We start from the raw sequence: 15,562 nt of genomic DNA, 5'->3' as shown, positions 1-15,562 counted from the left end.
TGGTCTGGCCTGACCCGACGCATCCCTGCCGAAGAAAGCGGGATGTCACGCCATGGTGCAAACCAAAACACCGGAGTCGCGGAACGCGGCACCGGATTGCGGTCGTTTAAGGGTATTGCCGGCAGGGATCAAGGGAAAAACGCCCTGTCTTGCCCAAGGGGCCGGTAGGAATCCGCCAGCCTGAAAGTAAGGCGTTGCCATGCGGCCCAGATCAGGCATTCTGAGGCAAATAATATGAGCAGATATTTCAGACAGGACCCTATGATGCGATTGGCATTCATGCTGGCCATAACGGCCGTCGCGCTGATGTCTTGCGGGCGGGGCGGCCCGAAACCTCAGGCCGTCGAACCCGTTCCGGGCGTGGACAGGACAGCACCGCTTGTGATCTACCCCGATTTCGGCGACGCGGATCCCCATGACTGGGAAGGGCTTCACCCCGGACAATACCCGATCCATGGCCTTGACGTTTCACGCTGGCAGGGGCCGATTGACTGGCGCACGGCCCGGGCATCAGGCGTCAGCTTTGTTTTTTTGAAGGCGACCGAAGGCGGCGACGTGGCCGATCCCCTGTTCGATGATCACCGCCGCGGCGCACAGTCGGCCGGTGTGCCCTGGGGCGCCTATCACTATTACTATTTCTGCCGCTCGGCCCGGGAACAGGCCCGCTGGTTCATCCAGAACGTGCCCAAAGGGGCAGACCTGCCGCATGTGCTGGATATGGAATGGACACCGCATTCCAAGACTTGCACGCTGCGCCCCGATGGCGGAACCGTCCGCGCCGAGGCGCAGCGTTTTCTGGACATTCTCGAACGACATTATGGCCGCCGCCCGATCGTCTATACCACGGTGGATTTCTTTGAAGACACTGATATCGGGCGCTTGCCCAAGACCGAGTTCTGGCTGAGATCGGTTGCGGGCCACCCCCGCACTGTCTATCCCCGCGCGGTCTGGCGGTTCTGGCAATATACCGGCACCGGTCTGGTGCCGGGCGTTCAGGGTCGGGTAGACATCAATACCTTCAACGGCACGCCAGACGTCTGGGCCAGATGGAGGGCCGGGGGTTAGGTCTTAGGAGTAACGTAGGTTTCCATAGTGCCGCCGCCAACCAGATGGTCCAACCGGCGCTCCCGCTCTTCCCCAAAGGCGTTGCGCACACTAGACCTGCGGCAAGTGCGCAACAATCCGGCCTGTCACTCAGACGAATCCGATCGGGATTTTGCATAGTCGGCCCAGATATCCGGGCGCCGCTCGCGGGTAATGTCCTCAGCCATCTTGTGACGCCATTCGGCGATGCGGCCGTGGTGGCCCGACATCAGAACCTCTGGTATCGGGCGGCCTTTCCAATCCGCAGGGCGGGTGTACTGCGGATGCTCCAGCAGGCCCGAGGAAAAGCTTTCCTCTTCGGTCGAGGCCTGATTGCCCAGAACGCCGGGGATCAGGCGCACCGTGGCATCGATCAGGGCCTGTGCTGCAATTTCACCGCCGGTCATCACGAAATCCCCCAACGAGACCTCCTGCACACCGTAATGCTCCAGCACACGCTCATCCACGCCTTCGAACCGGCCACACAGCAGGGTCATGCCATCGCAGCGTGCAAGGGTCTGCATCATGCGCTGGTCCATGCGCCGCCCGCGCGGGCTGAGGTAAATCAGCGGCCAGTTGCCCTGAATGTCCGCCATGGTGTGCTCGATGGCTTCGCCCAACACATCGGGCCGCAAAACCATACCCGCGCCACCCCCGGCAGGCGTGTCATCCACGTTGCGATGTCTGCCGACGCCGAATTGCCGCAAATCCACGGTTTCCAGCTGCCACAACCCCTCCTGCAGGGCCTTGCCGGTCAGGCTTTCCCCCAGAACGCCCGGAAAGGCGGTTGGAAATAGGGTGATGATCTTGGCCTTCCAGACGCCGTGCAGGTCCGGGGTGGGTGTTATCAGCTCACGCGGTTTCAGCGTGGCCCGGATCGCCTTGCGACCATGGGATTTGCCGGGATTGTCAGTCATTTCTGGCGGGCCAGTTCATGTTGGGCGGTTCGAATCAGGGCCTTTTTCTGAGTGATCAATGCCGCTTCGTCCAGCGATGATCGATTCAGGGCCAGCAGTTCCCTCAGGACGTCGTCGGACAGCTGAGGACTTTCATGCGCGGGCTTCACAAGCTGCGCAGATTTCGCGGGTGGCAGGTCGAGAAATTCGGCAAATGGTGCGCCCAATCCAAGGTGGTGGCCCTTCAGCGCTTCCATCCACGCGGTCCGTACCGTGACAGTTGGCAACCGGTCCCTGATCCGGTCTGCCGTGTCCTGTGGCGATGGCATATGCGCAAGATCGGCGCAAAAGCCGTCCAGGTCCTGTACCATGCGCGACAGTTGCAGATCATGCGCCCAAAGGCTGCGCAACCACGCATCGCGATTGCGCAACGACAGGTAGACGGAGATGTCGGTTTCCTCGCCCATCAGACGGCGGCGCAGCACGCTGACGACCGTTTCCGCCAGTTCGGGTGCGGCCCCGTATCCTTCGATTTTGTTCCTGCTGGGGCGCAGGCCCAGAAAATTCTCCTCGCTCAGGATCAATCCCCGGCGTGCTCCGAAATCCAGACCGTCGAAAAAATTGTGCAACTGACCGCCAAAACCCGCCAGCGTGTCATCCAGACGATAGATCGAATGGCGCGTGGCCGCTTCGTTCAACCCAGCCTTCCGGGTCTTATACGGAAGGACCAGAGCGAAATGCGGCCAGATCAGCTCGCGGTTTTCGTGCAGAAAGGACTGTGCTGCCGCCATACCGGTTTTGTGAAAACCCATATGCAGCAGAACACGTCGCATCAGATCAGGCCTTCGGGCGGGTCGGCCACGATACGGCCCTGTTCCAGATCGACGGTTGGCACCACCTGCATCGTGAACGGCAGAAGAACCGTCGCCTTCAGGCCCGGTCCGTGTAGTTCCAGCAGGTCCGTGGCCCCATGGTTCTGCACGGATTTGACCTTGCCCAGAAGGGTGCCACCGGTGTCATAGACATCAAGCCCAATCAGGTCTGTGTGGTAGAACTCGTCATCGGGCAACGAGGGCAACTGATCGCGCCGCGCAAACAGGCGCAAACCGTTCAGTGCATCCGCCTGCTCCTTGGTTTCGACCCCGCCAAGACGGGCTGCAAAACCGTTCTTGATCGTACGCGTCAGAACCACCGGATAGCGTTCCTTGCCGGTTTCATCCGTCAGTGGCGAATACGTCTCGATATCTTCGGGAACGGCGCAGAAGCTTTTCAGGCGCACTTCACCGCGTACACCATAAGACCCCGCGACGCTGCCGACGCAGATCAGATCACTCATTGGCAGCCCCCGTCGTCAAACAGATCCCGTTTCTCCATTCGCCAAGCCCTTCGCAGGCTTCGCGCTGATTGTTGCGCTCAAAGAACACGCCCACAATAAAGGCGATCAGCAGCAGAATGGGAAGGCGTATCAATCCGAACATGCGGCCCTACCTTGTTTCGATCTTCAGGCTGTCGTCCCGGTTTTCCCAGCCAACCTGCTCAAGTTCGGGGGTGTCGGACACCTGTTCGGGCCATCCGACGCAGAAATACCCGATCAGACGCCAGTTGCCCGGCACATCCAGATCGCGCGCCATCTGTTCGGGGTCCAGAATGGATACCCAGCCCAGCCCCAGCCCCTCGGCCCGCAGGGCCAGCCAGAACAGGGTGATGGCAGAGACCACGGAATAGCGCCGCATCTCGGGCATCGAGCCCGCGCCAAGACCCATCCCCTTGTCGGTGCTGTCGTCGCAGAAGACGGCCAGTTGCACCGGCGCTTCCTGCATCCCCGACAGTTTCAGGCGGCTGTAAAGCCGCGCCCTGTCGCCGGAATAGCCCGCCAGGGCGTCATCATTGGCGATTTGGAAATTCCTTAGCGCCGCAGCCCGGGCCGCCGCGCTTTCGACGCGGATCACGCGCCACGGCTCGCTCAGCCCCACGGATGGGGCCAGCCGAAACGCGTCGAGGCAGCGCGCAAGCACTGGCTCGTCTACCGCGTCGCCGCGGAACCGGCGCACATCGCGCCGGAGCCGCAACAACAGATCGAACTGCGTGCGAAATGCGTCAGTAAAGGTCTGATCCCGCACGCTTCGGCCTGCTTATTCTTCTGCAGCCGCTTCTTCAGCCGGTGCAGCAGCCGCTTCGGCAGCTTCCGCAGCCTTTGCAGCTTTCTCTTCCGCGCGTTCCTGAGCTTTCTTGCCCGGGGTTCCCTTGTTGGGGTTGTTGCGCTCGGCCTTGTCACGGGTGCCGGCTGCTTCCAGCATACGCGCGATACGGTCGGTGGGCTGGGCGCCCTGATCCAGCCAGTGCTGAACGCGTTCCATATCCATTTTCACACGCTCTTCGCTGTCTTTCGGCAACAGCGGGTTGTAGGTGCCCAGTTTCTCGATGAAACGGCCGTCGCGCGGCATCCGGCTGTCAGCCGCTACGATGCGGTAAAACGGACGTTTTTTCGAGCCTGCGCGGGCGAGACGAATTTTCATTGCCATGGTGGTATCTCCTTTGAATGGCATCACGCCGGAGGCGTGTATTTGATTGGCCGGTGTCTTTTCCGGTTAATTCTGGTGTTTGTTGAACCTCTGGTTCACTTTCAACTTGTTGAACCTCTGGTTCACCCTTGGTGTTTCCTGTGGTGTCGGATGACTTCCTGAATGATGAAATTCAGAAAAGCCTTGGCGAAATCGGGGTCCAGATCGGCCTCTTTCGCCAGGTCTTCAAGCCGTGCGATCTGCGTGGCCTCACGCGAGGGATCGGACGGGGGAAGGTTGTGTTCGGCCTTGAGCTTGCCAACGGCCTGTGTGTGTTTGAACCGCTCGCCCAGCGTATAGACAAGGATCGCATCCAGCCGGTCGATGCTTTCGCGATGCTCTTTCAGCAATGCAGCCGCGCGTGTCACGGGGTTGTTCATTGGCCAGTCCTTTCGGCTGTCAAAACGTCAATCTTGGGGTGCCGCCACACCTGGCAGGACTGGCCCAGCAGTTCGGCATTGTCACGCTCCAGCGTTGCACCCAACCGCTCGGCCAAAGCGCGCGAACGGTCGTTTTCGTGGGCGATATACGAAATCACCCCGTTCAGGCCCTGATGCCGCGCCGCATAGGACCGGGCGGCAAGCGCCGCCTCGTAGGCAAAGCCTTTGCCTTCGAAATCTTCCATCACGGTCCAGCCCAGTTCAGGCTCGTCCCAGCCGGGGACGTCAATCAGGCCGACGCCGCCAGCGAACCGACCGCTGGATTTCTCGGTCAGGTGCCAAAGGCCAAATCCTTTCAACGCCCAGTGCCCAAGGCGTCTGGCCAACATGCCCCAGTTTTCCAGCGCGTCCCGGGGTCCGCCCACCATATGGCTGCGCTCGGTCGCAAAGAATGCGGTCAGCGCAGGCAGATCATCCAGATGCGGGGCACGCAGGATCAGGCGTTCGGTTTCAACGGTGGGGATGGTGAACGCGGTCATGCGTAGGCCTCCATCCCGCCATTCACCAGATCGGCAGGCGCGGGGTGCCGCCAAATCTCGGACTTGCCGAATTTGGGGTGGTCATAGTGATACTCGAACTGCGCGCCCAGCCGTTTCGCCACCGCCTTGCTGGCATGATTGTCCAGATCAATCAGCGAGATCGCCGTTTCCCACCCCAGAACATCATACGCATAAGACCGTGCGGCCAGTGCCGCCTCGGTCGCGTAACCCTTGCCGGTGGCATGGTTCATCAGTGCCCAGCCGATCTCGGGTTCGGGCCAGCCTTCGGGGTACCAAAGCCCGATCCGCCCGACATAAGTGCCCGAGGCTTTTTCCTCAGCGCTCCAGAACCCGTAACCGCGCAGGGACCAGTGGCCCAGCAGCGAAGCGATCAGTCGCCATACCTCATCCCGGCGCAGTGGCCCGCCGACGAATTTTGCCGCATCGCTGGCAAAGAACGCGGTATCGGCGTCCAGATCAGCCTCGGACGGCGCGCGCAGGATCAGGCGCTCGGTTTCGAGGGTCGGTATAGCCAAGCCAAGTGTCATGCCTGCACCTCGCTGTACCGCCAGACATACTGGGATGGACCAAAGGTGCTTTCGGCAGCGGAGTCGCGCGTCGCACCCAGACGCTGAGCCAAGGCGTTCGAACGTGTATTGGACTGCGAAACGTAGCTTACGAACCGGCCTGATCCGAGCAAGTCAAATCCGAAATCGCGCACGGCGCCACACGCTTCGGTCGCGTAGCCTTGCATGCGGGACTTGCTCTCGAACAAATAACCAAGCTCGGGCTCGTGATCGTCCCATTCGAGACCAAGAATGACGAAGCCAATGACCTGATCGTCGTCTTTTAACGTGACCGTAAACAGGCCATGTCCATGCAAAAGCCAGCCCGATGTGTAGTAGGAAAACTCGGTCCACGCCTCTTGTGCGCTATCATCAAAGCTTTCCTGACAGATTGATGTCCACACCTGCAGGTCATCCAGAGTGGGCGCACGCAGTACCAGCCGCCGGGTCTGAATGACCGGCAGGGCGGCGCGATATTGCCCTGCTGCCATCGCCGCCTTTCCGGACGGGGGCTGGGTGCAGCGTGCTGGTGTCACTTCTTCTTGCCAAACCCGCTCAGGCCCTGAGGCAGCCCCATGCCGCCGCCTAGGCCGGGCAGTCCGCCGGGCATTTTGCCGCCCATCGCCTTGGCCGCCTGTTCCAGTGCCTTGGGGTCCATGCCGGCTGCCATGTCTTCGGGGCTGGGGCCGCCTTTGCCGAACATGCCCTTCATGGCCTGTTTCAGCATCTTGCCTTTGCCCATCTTGCCCATCTTTTTCATCATGTCCGACATCTGCCGGTGCATCTTGAGCAGCTTGTTGAGGTCGCTGACTTCCATCCCCGAACCGGCTGCAATCCGTTTCTTGCGGCTGGCTTGCAGCAGCTGCGGGTTGGCGCGTTCGCGTTTGGTCATGGACTGGATCAAGGCGATCTGCTGGCGCAGGATCTTGTCGTCCAGACCCGCCTGATCCATTTGCTTGGCCATTTTACCCATGCCCGGCATCATGCCCATCATGCCCTGCATGCCGCCCATCTGGATCATCTGTTCCAGCTGCATCTTCAGGTCGTTCATGTTGAACTGACCTTTGACCATGCGCTTCATCATGCGCTCGGTCTGTTCCATCTCCATCGTTTCCTGGGCCTTTTCGACCAGGGCAACGATGTCGCCCATGCCCAGAATACGTCCGGCGATCCGGTCCGGCTCGAAGGTCTCCAGCGCGTCCATCTTCTCGCCCAGACCGACAAAGCGAATAGGCTTGCCAGTCACTGCGCGCATCGACAGCGCCGCACCACCGCGCCCGTCCCCGTCCATCCGGGTCAGGACCACGCCCGAGATGCCGACCTTGGCGTCGAATTCTTCGGCCACTTCAACGGCGACCTGACCGGTCAGGCCGTCAACCACCAGCAGGGTCTCGCGCGGGTCAACCGCATTGCGGACCTGCTCGACCTCGTCCATCAGCACTTCGTCGATATGCAGGCGACCGGCGGTATCCAGCATATAGACGTCATAGCCGCCCAATGTGGCTTGCTGCTTGGCGCGCTTGGCGATGTCGACGGGTTTCTGGCCCGGTACTATCGGCAGCGTATCAACGCCAACCTGCGCGCCCAGAACCGCCAGCTGGTCCATCGCCGCCGGGCGATAAACGTCGAGCGAGGCCATCAGGACCTTCTTGCCCTCTTTCTCTTTGAGGCGCTTGGCCAGTTTACCAGTGGTGGTGGTCTTACCCGAACCCTGCAAACCGACCATCAGGATCGGGGCAGGCGGGTTGTCGATCTTCAGCTTGCCGGGGTCTTCCTCACCACGCAGGGTATCGACCAGCGCGTCATGTACGATCTTGACGACCTGCTGACCGGGGGTGATCGACTTGGTCACCGCCTGACCGGTTGCTTGGTCCTGCACCTTCTTGACGAATTCACGCGCCACCGGCAGCGAGACGTCGGCCTCAAGCAGGGCAACACGGACCTCGCGCAGGGCGGTCTTGACGTCTTCTTCAGACAGGGCACCCTGTTTGGTCAGCCGGTCAAAGACGCCGGAAAGGCGTTCGGATAGATTTTCAAACATGCCTTCGGCCTCCTTAGCCGGTTATCTGGTGGCGCGTCCTAGATAGGATGCGTCGGTTAAATGCACAAACGCCCCCACGGGCGATACTCGCTGGTGGGGGGCGATCCCTGAACGACTCAAGGGACCGGAAGATCAAGACGCTTCCGGATGTTTGGCGGTCATCTACGCCTCTGGGCTCTGCGAGTCAAGGCAAACGCTTTGAGCATCTGGCCACTTGGTGTAGCGTCCAAAGGTCGGGGTCAGTTTTTGGAGATTGGTCATGAGTCAACCATTGCCGCAGCGCACCAGGGATTATGTCGGTGAAGTCACGAATACCGATATCTGGTCCGACTTCGCGCTCCGTCCCGACGACATCTTTGTCTGCACGCCTCCCAAATGCGGCACCACGTGGACGCAGACGCTGGTACGAATGCTGATCACCAAAACCGCGGATCCAGCCGTGTACAACAACGCGGTCTCACCCTGGCTGGATTGCGGTTTCAGAAATCGTGAGGAGCAGGACAGAATACTTGCCGCACAGACGCACAGGCGATGCATCAAGACCCACACGCCATTGGACGGGATCACCTATTCACCGGATGCGACCTATCTGGTGGTGCATCGTCATCCGGTTGACGTGCATTTCTCGCTGCGCCGCCATGTGGAAAACATGAAAGACGACTGGCTGGACTACCTGTTTCCCGATGATCTGTCCGAAGCCTTCGCGATGTTCCTCGACCGGCCCGCCTCGTCAAAGGGCACTGACGATCTGACACTGGCCTCATACGTCCACCATTACCGTTCATTCCGCGCGTTCCGGCATCTGCCAAACATCCATTTCCTACATTACGCCGAACTCAGCCGCGATTTGCCGGGACAGGTGGCGCGGATCGCAAACATCTTGGGGACCGAGATCGCGCCAGAAATGATCGACGATATCGCTGAGGCCGCAAGCTTTGGTTCGATGAAGGAAAACGCCCGGCGCGCTTCGCAGCAGCCCGGTTTCAAAAGCGCGTTTCAGGATTACGCGCAGTTCTTCTCGTCCGGGACCAGCAACAAATGGGAGGGCAAGCTGACCGCCGATGACATGGCCCGATACGACGCGCGCCTGTCCGAAATGGTGACACCGGCCGATCGGGCCTGGCTGGAGCATGGACAAGTCCTGTAATCGTCAGGCCTGTTCCTTCGTGTCTTCCTGCTGCGCGGGCAGCCATGCGTTGACCGCGTCAACCAGTTTATGCGCGCCGTGCCCGTTCGAGTACGCATCGACAATCGGATGACGCCCTTCGCTCATTCCCTTGTCCAGCACCAGAACCGGGCGATACAGCGTCGAACTGCTGCTGTCGCTGCGGAAAGTCGAGCTTTCAACTTCGGCATGAGACAGGCTGGACAGCTGATGCTCAACCGCTTCATAGCCAAAGACAGACTGCCTGCGGATCAGAATGCGGTTCTTTGTGCGGTCCAGAATGACCTGAACCCGCCGCACGAAAAAGCAGAACGCCCCGACACCTAGCCCGCCGCCGATTAGTGCAAAGAACAGCCCGAACCAGATATTCTCGCCGCCGTCACTTACCATGACCAGCCCTGCGCCGACAAAGGTCAGTATGAAAAAGACCAGCATGATCCCGATGAACCAGGGCGAGTCGGCAAGGATCAGTTGGGTCGGAGTGTTTCGTGTGACTTTCATGGCGGCACGCTAGCACCGTTTTCTGCTCTGCCCCAGCTTGAATTCGCCGCCATGTTGCGCGATGAGCGCTACAAACAGGAGGGCCCCATGGACGCATCATCCACATTTCAGGATACATTGCCGCTCAGTTCTGACGCGCTGTTGGCGCAGCTGGATGACTGGGGGCTGCCCTACCGCCTGCATACCCATGTTCCTTTGCGTACGGTCGAGGACTCCAAGGCCGTAGAAGGCCAGTTCATGGTGCCGGGCGAGAACGCGTTGCGGGTCAAGAACCTGTACCTGCGCGACAAGAAAAAGCGCAACTACTTGGTGACGCTGGAACAAAGCCGCGAGATTGACCTCAAGGCGCTGGGCGCAGAACTGGGTGTCGGCACCCTGTCTTTCGGTTCGGCAGACCGGCTGTTGCAGAACCTTGGTATTCGCCCCGGTGCGGTCAGCCCGCTGGCGATGATCAACGGTGTGCAGAACAATGTGCAATTCTTCATGGACGCCGCCGCCCAAGGGGCCGAGGTGATTTATATGCACCCGTTGGTCAATGACCGTACCGTTGTGATGAAACAATCCGACGTGATGGCGTTCTTCGATCGCATCGGTTGCACCATTACGTGGCTGCACTGATCACTCAAGCGCCAGTTTCAGCGCGGCGGCGACATGCGCGGCGGACGGGTTGATGAACAGGTGCCCATCGGCCTCGAATACCGGGTCATCTAGATACTTTGGAAAGGCCAGCGGCAGCTCGGTACAGGCCAGCAGAATGGCGGTTCCGGGACGGGCATGTTTGTTGCAAAAGGCCAGCAGTCTTGCGCGGGCCGCATCAGAGGCACCACCGTAGAAATCACTGTCGATCATCGCCTGCATCTGGGAAATCTCGGGGTCGGGCAGCCGCGCATTTGCGGTGATGCCCTCGGCCGCCAGACGATCCGCATAGTTGGTGGCCTGCATCGTCACGGTTGTTCCCAGCACCAATGCGTTTGTCACGCCTGTGCTGGCCGTGGCCTCTGCCGTTGCATCGAAAATGCTGAGGATGGGCATGGAAACACCCTGTCTGATCGCGTGCAGCCGCGCGTGCGGGGTGTTGGACGCTATGATACCAAAATCGCATCCTGCGCGCTCCAGCGTCAGCAGCGCGTCGCGAAACACCGCATCAAACGCCGCCCAGCTGGCTTCGTCCCCCGCGACACCTCGCAAGGCGCGGGTCTTGGCCTGTGTGACGGACTCGATGGTCATGGCAGGGATCGGCAAGGGCGCGCCGTGGCCGCGCGCCGCAAAGTGACGCCCGGCACCCTCGGCAATGGCACGGTAATAGTCCACGGTCGAGGCCCAACCCACACCGCCCAGAATTCCGATCTTTTTCATGCGCGCCATCCAGTCCGCCAGTTCCATCTGACCAGCAGACTGGACGTTTCAGGGCTCAATGACCAGAGGCGATCAGGCCGCCAATTCTGTCACCGCCTTTTTGGCGCTTTCCAGCGCGGCTTCGGGGTTCACCGCCATCTGATCCGCAGCGATGACCGCTACATCATGGATGCCGATAAAGCCCAGAACGTGACGCACATAGTTGGTGGCAAAGTCGATCTCTGATCCGACGGCAGTACCGCCCGACGCGATTGCCAGAATGGCGCGTTTACCCTCCAGCAACCCTTTTGGGCCGTTCTCCGAATAGGAAAAGGTCAGGCCCGCGCGGGCGACCAGGTCGATCCAGGCCTTGAACGCAGCGGGGACCGAGAAGTTGTAGATCGGCAGGCCGATAACGATGGTATCGGCCTCTTGCAATTCGGTCACCAGCGCGTCCGAAAGGGCCAGCCGGTCGCGCTGCAGGTCGTCGCGCTGCTCGGCCGGGGTAAAGTTGGCGGCGATCCAGTCTTCGGTCAGCAGGGGCAGGGGGGTAGCCAGGTCGCGGCGGATGATGCGGTCCGCACCCAACTGCCGGACGATGCTGTCAGACAGGTCGCGGGTGGTCGAAGCCACGCGGCGGGCAGAGGCGTCGATATGCAGGATGGTTTTAGCCATTTTCTGGGTCCTTAAGGTCAGGGTAATCTTGTTCTGATCCCAATATGGCTGTTGCGTTTGCGAACAAAACTCGGATACATCAACAGTTATTGTTGGAAATTGCACAGAACGGTGTGACGATGGACAATTGGGATGAGGTGAGGACCGCCTATCAGGTGGCGCGTATGGGAACCGTCAGCGGTGCGGCCGAGGTTCTGGGCGTGCACCACGCCACGGTGATCCGCCACATCGACGCGATCGAGGCCCGGTTGGGTGTCAAACTGTTCCAGCGCCATGCGCGGGGATACACCCCGACCGAAGCGGGCGACGATTTGCTGCGCGTGGCGCAGGCTACCGAAGACCAGTTCAACCAGCTTGTCGGCCGGATGAAGGGGCGCGGTGACGATGTATCGGGCGAACTGGTGGTGACGTCGCTGGGCTCCATCGCGCCATTGGTGGTGCCGACGCTGACCGAATTTCAAAAGATGCACCCCGAGCTGATCGTGCGCTACCTGACCGGAGACCGCCTGTTCCGGCTGGAATATGGCGAGGCGCATGTTGCAATCCGTGCGGGATCGGCCCCGGATCAGCCCGACAACGTTGTGCAACCTTTCCGGCAGGAAGAAGTCGGCCTCTATGCCAGCACCTCGTATATCGAACGGCACGGCAAACCTTCGGGCATCGAGGATTTCGGAAACCACCACTTCGTCAGCTCTGACGATGAAAGCAGCCGTGCGCCGTTCACCCGGTGGCTGCGCAACACGGTATCCGCCGACCGCATCACCTTTCGCTGCACCAACAATTTCTGTATGCGCGAGGCCGTTCTGGCCGGGGCCGGTATCGGCTTTATGGCCCGTTGGGAGGCCGCCCGTCATGACACTCTGGTCGAAGTGATCGACCCGCTTCCGGAATGGTTCGGCAACCTTTGGCTGGTGACCCATGTGGACCTGCACCGAACGACCAAGGTGCAAGCGTTCCTGAGTTTTCTGAAAGAAGCCTCCAAAGGCTGGTGTCCATGAACCCGCAGATGCGTGGCCATCTGGCCATGCTGGCCTTTTCGGCCCTAGTCGCAGGCAGCTTCTCGCTGGGGTCGATGATTGCCAACGAAATTGCCCCTGCTGCCTTGAATGCGGTGCGCTTTGCCATTGCGGCTGTGGTGATTGGTGTGGCGGCATTGGCGACAACCGGTCTGTCCCGCAGTGCCGCACAGGCGCCCTGGCGGTATCTGGTGCTGGGCGGGTTGTTCGCCACCTACTTTGTCCTGATGTTTTACGGGCTGCAAACCGCCCCGCCGGTCAGCGCTGCCGCGGTTTTCACCCTGACCCCCGTTGTCTCGGCCATTGCGGGCTGGGTCCTGCTGCGCCAGATCACCACGCCGCGCATGGCAATGGCCCTGACCATCGGTGCGATTGGGGCGCTATGGGTGATCTTTCGGGCCGACTGGCAGATGTTCCGCGCCTTCCAGATCGGCGGGGGCGAGATCATCTATTTCTGGGGATGTGTCGCGCACGCGATTTACACCCCCATGATCCGCAGGCTGAACCGCGGAGAACCTGCCGTCGTGTTCACGTTCGGAACGCTGGTTGCCGGGTGCCTGTTATTGGTCCTGTTCGGCTGGTCCGACCTGAAGGCGACCGATTGGGCAGCCCTTCCCGCCATTGTCTGGATCGGGTTGTTCTATATCTCATTCTTCGCAACAGCGGCCAGTTTCGTTCTGGTGCAATTCTCCTCGCTTCGGCTGCCGTCGGCCAAGGTCATGGCCTATACCTATCTGGTGCCAAGCTGGGTGATCCTGTGGGAAATCGCGCTGGGCAAACCTGTCCCGACGGGATTGATCCTGGGCGGTGTTGCGCTGACGGTCATTGCCCTGCTGATGCTGCTGAAAGAAGAGGCCCCGCGCCCCAGCCCTCAACGCCGGGCAGCTGAATAAGGCCGCTTCCGGTCTGAAACCGGTACGGATTGCCCATGAATTCCAAAGGCAAAATCTGTTGAGCCAGATCAAGGCAGGCCTTTGGTCTCAGGACTACCTTGGAAGGCGGACAAAAGGAGGAGATTATGTTCAAACATATCATGCTGCCAATTGACCGCCATCTGCCGCCCGAGGTTCGCAAGGCCGCAGATGTCGCCGCGCAGGTGGCAAAATGGCAGGGCGCCAAGATCACTCTGGTCAGTGTCAGCGGGGCCCATATGGGTGCATCCTCGGAAACCGAGGCCGAGATAGACAAGCAACTGGCCGACTTCACCGAACAGCTTGCATCAGAAGGCGCGGCCGAAGTTGCGGTGCGCAAGATACACTCGGTCGATGTTGCTGCCGAAGTGGACAGCGACCTGACCCGCGCAGCGGAAGAGATCGGTGCAGACCTGATTATCGTGGGCACCCATGCGCCCCGGATCACCGACTACATCTTTTCCAGCCACGCCGGATATCTGGCCAAACATGCCAGCATGTCGGTCTTTGTGGTGCGCTAGGTCTCGTCCGAGATCGGAAGCTCGACTTCCAGAAACCGTTCGAACGCATCCAGGTTGATGGGTTCGAACTGACCGAACCCCTGCATCCAGACCGAAGCGGTGCGCAGCGCGTCGGGTTCCAGCTTGCACCATTTCACCCGGCCGCGCTTTTCCTGTGATATCAGCCCGGCTTTGGTCAGGATGACCAGATGTTTCGAGATCGCCGCCAGCGACATCTCAAACGGCTCGGCCACATCCGTCACGGCCATATCGTCCTCCAGCAGCATCGCCAGAATGGCGCGGCGGGTGGGGTCGGCAAGGGCTGCAAACACGGTGTCGAGATCGTTGGACATGGGTCTTTCCTAATGGGCGAGAACCCGTTTGACAATTTCCCCCATCACGTCACTGTTCAGCGGCGATGCGCAAAGGGGGCGGCTATGGCGCTGAAATACTGGCTGGTGATCTGCGTCCTTGGCATCGGGTGGGGCATGTCTTTCATGTTCAACGCCATATTGCTGCGCGAACTTGGGCCGCTATCCGTATCGTTGGGACGCGTTGCATTTGGGGCGCTGGGCTGTTGGATCTATGTGATTGCAGCCCGCATGCCGGTTCACCTGACACTCCGGCGCGCCATCGGTCTGCTGGGATTCGGGGCGCTCAGCTATGCAGCACCATTTGCGTTCTATGCGCTTGGGCAGCAGCATATCGCGTCCGGCGTGGCAGGGATCGTGAATGCGACAACACCGGCCTTTGCCGTCATCGTTTCGCATTTCTGGCCGGGAAGCGAGCGTGCGACGCTGTTGAAATCCCTTGGTGTGTTGTGCGGCTTCATCGGGATTGTCGTGTTGTCCGTCCCGATTTTGCACAATGGCCAAACCTCTCAGTTCTGGGCGGTTTTGCTGACCCTGTGCGCGCCGATCTGTTACGCGTTTTCCGTCAACATTGCGCGGGCCTTCCGTGACATGCAGCCGGTGGTGCTGGTCGCCCTTGCCCTGACAGGAGCGACATTGGCGATTTTACCCCTGGCGCTTTGGCGTGAAGGCCTGCCGGTGATCGAGCACACTGAAACCTGGCTTTCGTTGCTGATGATCGGTTTTGTGCTGACCTCGGCCGCTTTCATTGCCTTCTACTGGTTGCTGCCCAGAGTCGGGCCAACCAACATTTCGACCGTCACGCTGATCGCGCCGGTTTCTGCCCTGATACTTGGAACCTGGGTTCTGGGGGAAACTCTGCAACCCGAACATTTGATGGGCATGGCGGCAATTTTTGCCGGGCTCTTGCTGATCGACGGACGTCTTGTTCGACACTTGTGGCCTCAGCGCACGCACAAAGATCAACCAAAAGGTTGAATATGGGTTTTTGGGTGATTGTTGCCGTTCAGGGCATGGGCAAG

The 15,562-nt window shown here is 60.3% G+C and carries 22 protein-coding genes; 7 read left to right on the top strand and 15 right to left on the bottom strand.

Annotation, left to right across the window (positions count from 1 at the left end; genetic code table 11):
- Positions 1 to 264: 264 nt before the first annotated feature.
- The gene (locus tag AC2FLO_RS06330; RefSeq protein WP_496753834.1) at positions 265 to 1,065 is read left to right on the top strand and encodes a glycoside hydrolase family 25 protein; all 801 of its coding nucleotides are present in this window, start codon (positions 265 to 267) and stop codon (positions 1,063 to 1,065) included.
- 125 nt (positions 1,066 to 1,190) lie between these two features.
- Here AC2FLO_RS06330 and trmD read toward each other — a convergent pair whose 3' ends face one another.
- From trmD to ffh, 11 genes are all read right to left on the bottom strand, one after another.
- Entirely contained in the window at positions 1,191 to 2,000 is an 810-nt protein-coding gene (gene trmD / locus AC2FLO_RS06325; RefSeq protein ID WP_496753836.1) for a tRNA (guanosine(37)-N1)-methyltransferase TrmD, read from the bottom strand.
- Positions 1,997 to 2,812 (bottom strand): hypothetical protein, encoded by an 816-nt coding sequence (locus tag AC2FLO_RS06320; RefSeq protein WP_496753837.1) that lies wholly within the window; start codon positions 2,810 to 2,812, stop codon positions 1,997 to 1,999. The genes trmD and AC2FLO_RS06320 overlap by 4 nt, the downstream gene beginning before the upstream one ends.
- Entirely contained in the window at positions 2,812 to 3,315 is a 504-nt protein-coding gene (gene rimM / locus AC2FLO_RS06315; protein WP_496753838.1) for a ribosome maturation factor RimM, read from the bottom strand. The genes AC2FLO_RS06320 and rimM overlap by 1 nt, the downstream gene beginning before the upstream one ends.
- Positions 3,308 to 3,457 carry a hypothetical protein gene (locus AC2FLO_RS06310; protein WP_209506115.1) on the bottom strand — a complete coding sequence of 50 codons (150 nt, stop codon included), beginning with the start codon at positions 3,455 to 3,457 and terminating at the stop codon, positions 3,308 to 3,310. Before AC2FLO_RS06310 ends, rimM begins: the two co-directional genes overlap by 8 nt.
- 6 nt (positions 3,458 to 3,463) lie before the next feature.
- The gene (bluB, locus tag AC2FLO_RS06305; RefSeq protein ID WP_496753840.1) at positions 3,464 to 4,099 is read right to left on the bottom strand and encodes a 5,6-dimethylbenzimidazole synthase; all 636 of its coding nucleotides are present in this window, start codon (positions 4,097 to 4,099) and stop codon (positions 3,464 to 3,466) included.
- 12 nt (positions 4,100 to 4,111) lie between these two features.
- Positions 4,112 to 4,501 (bottom strand): 30S ribosomal protein S16, encoded by a 390-nt coding sequence (gene rpsP, locus AC2FLO_RS06300; protein WP_209506119.1) that lies wholly within the window; start codon positions 4,499 to 4,501, stop codon positions 4,112 to 4,114.
- 122 nt (positions 4,502 to 4,623) lie between these two features.
- Positions 4,624 to 4,920: a chorismate mutase gene (locus AC2FLO_RS06295; RefSeq protein ID WP_209506121.1), complete on the bottom strand. Its 297-nt coding sequence runs from the start codon at positions 4,918 to 4,920 to the stop codon at positions 4,624 to 4,626.
- On the bottom strand, positions 4,917 to 5,459 hold the full coding sequence (locus AC2FLO_RS06290) for a GNAT family N-acetyltransferase (protein WP_496753841.1): 543 nt from the start codon (positions 5,457 to 5,459) through the stop codon (positions 4,917 to 4,919). Before AC2FLO_RS06290 ends, AC2FLO_RS06295 begins: the two co-directional genes overlap by 4 nt.
- Positions 5,456 to 6,007, bottom strand: coding sequence for a GNAT family N-acetyltransferase (locus AC2FLO_RS06285; RefSeq protein WP_496753843.1), 552 nt, complete (start codon positions 6,005 to 6,007; stop codon positions 5,456 to 5,458). Before AC2FLO_RS06285 ends, AC2FLO_RS06290 begins: the two co-directional genes overlap by 4 nt.
- Positions 6,004 to 6,516, bottom strand: a complete 513-nt coding sequence (locus AC2FLO_RS06280) for a GNAT family N-acetyltransferase (protein WP_496806820.1) — start codon at positions 6,514 to 6,516, stop codon at positions 6,004 to 6,006. Before AC2FLO_RS06280 ends, AC2FLO_RS06285 begins: the two co-directional genes overlap by 4 nt.
- Before the next feature lie 41 nt (positions 6,517 to 6,557).
- Positions 6,558 to 8,066 (bottom strand): signal recognition particle protein, encoded by a 1,509-nt coding sequence (gene ffh, locus AC2FLO_RS06275; RefSeq protein WP_209506127.1) that lies wholly within the window; start codon positions 8,064 to 8,066, stop codon positions 6,558 to 6,560.
- A gap of 259 nt (positions 8,067 to 8,325) precedes the next feature.
- Here ffh and AC2FLO_RS06270 point away from each other — a divergent pair, with 259 nt between their 5' ends.
- Positions 8,326 to 9,213 carry a sulfotransferase domain-containing protein gene (locus AC2FLO_RS06270; RefSeq protein ID WP_496753846.1) on the top strand — a complete coding sequence of 296 codons (888 nt, stop codon included), beginning with the start codon at positions 8,326 to 8,328 and terminating at the stop codon, positions 9,211 to 9,213.
- 3 nt (positions 9,214 to 9,216) lie between these two features.
- On the opposite strand, the gene AC2FLO_RS06265 is transcribed toward AC2FLO_RS06270, so the two are convergent.
- Positions 9,217 to 9,732, bottom strand: coding sequence for a hypothetical protein (locus AC2FLO_RS06265; RefSeq protein WP_496753848.1), 516 nt, complete (start codon positions 9,730 to 9,732; stop codon positions 9,217 to 9,219).
- Positions 9,733 to 9,819: 87 nt separating this feature from the next.
- On the opposite strand from AC2FLO_RS06265, the gene AC2FLO_RS06260 reads away from it, so the two are divergent.
- Positions 9,820 to 10,350, top strand: coding sequence for a prolyl-tRNA synthetase associated domain-containing protein (locus AC2FLO_RS06260; RefSeq protein ID WP_480586461.1), 531 nt, complete (start codon positions 9,820 to 9,822; stop codon positions 10,348 to 10,350).
- Here AC2FLO_RS06260 and AC2FLO_RS06255 read toward each other — a convergent pair whose 3' ends face one another.
- A complete protein-coding gene (locus AC2FLO_RS06255; RefSeq protein ID WP_496753906.1) occupies positions 10,351 to 11,088 on the bottom strand; it encodes an aspartate/glutamate racemase family protein in 738 nt (245 codons plus the stop codon). It abuts the gene before it with no gap.
- A 72-nt stretch (positions 11,089 to 11,160) separates the two neighbouring features.
- On the bottom strand, positions 11,161 to 11,742 hold the full coding sequence (locus AC2FLO_RS06250) for an FMN-dependent NADH-azoreductase (protein ID WP_480487184.1): 582 nt from the start codon (positions 11,740 to 11,742) through the stop codon (positions 11,161 to 11,163).
- Positions 11,743 to 11,861: 119 nt separating this feature from the next.
- Here AC2FLO_RS06250 and AC2FLO_RS06245 point away from each other — a divergent pair, with 119 nt between their 5' ends.
- The 3 genes from AC2FLO_RS06245 to AC2FLO_RS06235 all read left to right on the top strand — a co-directional run bounded on the left by AC2FLO_RS06245 (position 11,862) and on the right by AC2FLO_RS06235 (position 14,190).
- Positions 11,862 to 12,740, top strand: a complete 879-nt coding sequence (locus tag AC2FLO_RS06245; RefSeq protein ID WP_209506137.1) for a LysR family transcriptional regulator — start codon at positions 11,862 to 11,864, stop codon at positions 12,738 to 12,740.
- Positions 12,737 to 13,651, top strand: coding sequence for a DMT family transporter (locus AC2FLO_RS06240; RefSeq protein WP_496753850.1), 915 nt, complete (start codon positions 12,737 to 12,739; stop codon positions 13,649 to 13,651). The genes AC2FLO_RS06245 and AC2FLO_RS06240 overlap by 4 nt, the downstream gene beginning before the upstream one ends.
- A 125-nt stretch (positions 13,652 to 13,776) precedes the next feature.
- On the top strand, positions 13,777 to 14,190 hold the full coding sequence (locus AC2FLO_RS06235; RefSeq protein WP_267367733.1) for a universal stress protein: 414 nt from the start codon (positions 13,777 to 13,779) through the stop codon (positions 14,188 to 14,190).
- Here AC2FLO_RS06235 and AC2FLO_RS06230 read toward each other — a convergent pair.
- A complete protein-coding gene (locus tag AC2FLO_RS06230; protein WP_480507349.1) occupies positions 14,187 to 14,522 on the bottom strand; it encodes an ArsR/SmtB family transcription factor in 336 nt (111 codons plus the stop codon). The two genes, AC2FLO_RS06235 and AC2FLO_RS06230, sit on opposite strands and share 4 nt — an antisense overlap.
- Before the next feature lie 84 nt (positions 14,523 to 14,606).
- On the opposite strand from AC2FLO_RS06230, the gene AC2FLO_RS06225 reads away from it, so the two are divergent.
- Complete coding sequence (locus AC2FLO_RS06225; protein WP_480559643.1) at positions 14,607 to 15,518, top strand: DMT family transporter; 912 nt, start codon at positions 14,607 to 14,609, stop codon at positions 15,516 to 15,518.
- Positions 15,519 to 15,562: the final 44 nt, after the last annotated feature.

The sequence above is a fragment of the Ruegeria sp. TASC047 genome (assembly GCF_059612445.1).
Note: the sequence above shows the minus strand (reverse complement) of the source record. Positions and strands in the feature narration are given on the sequence as shown.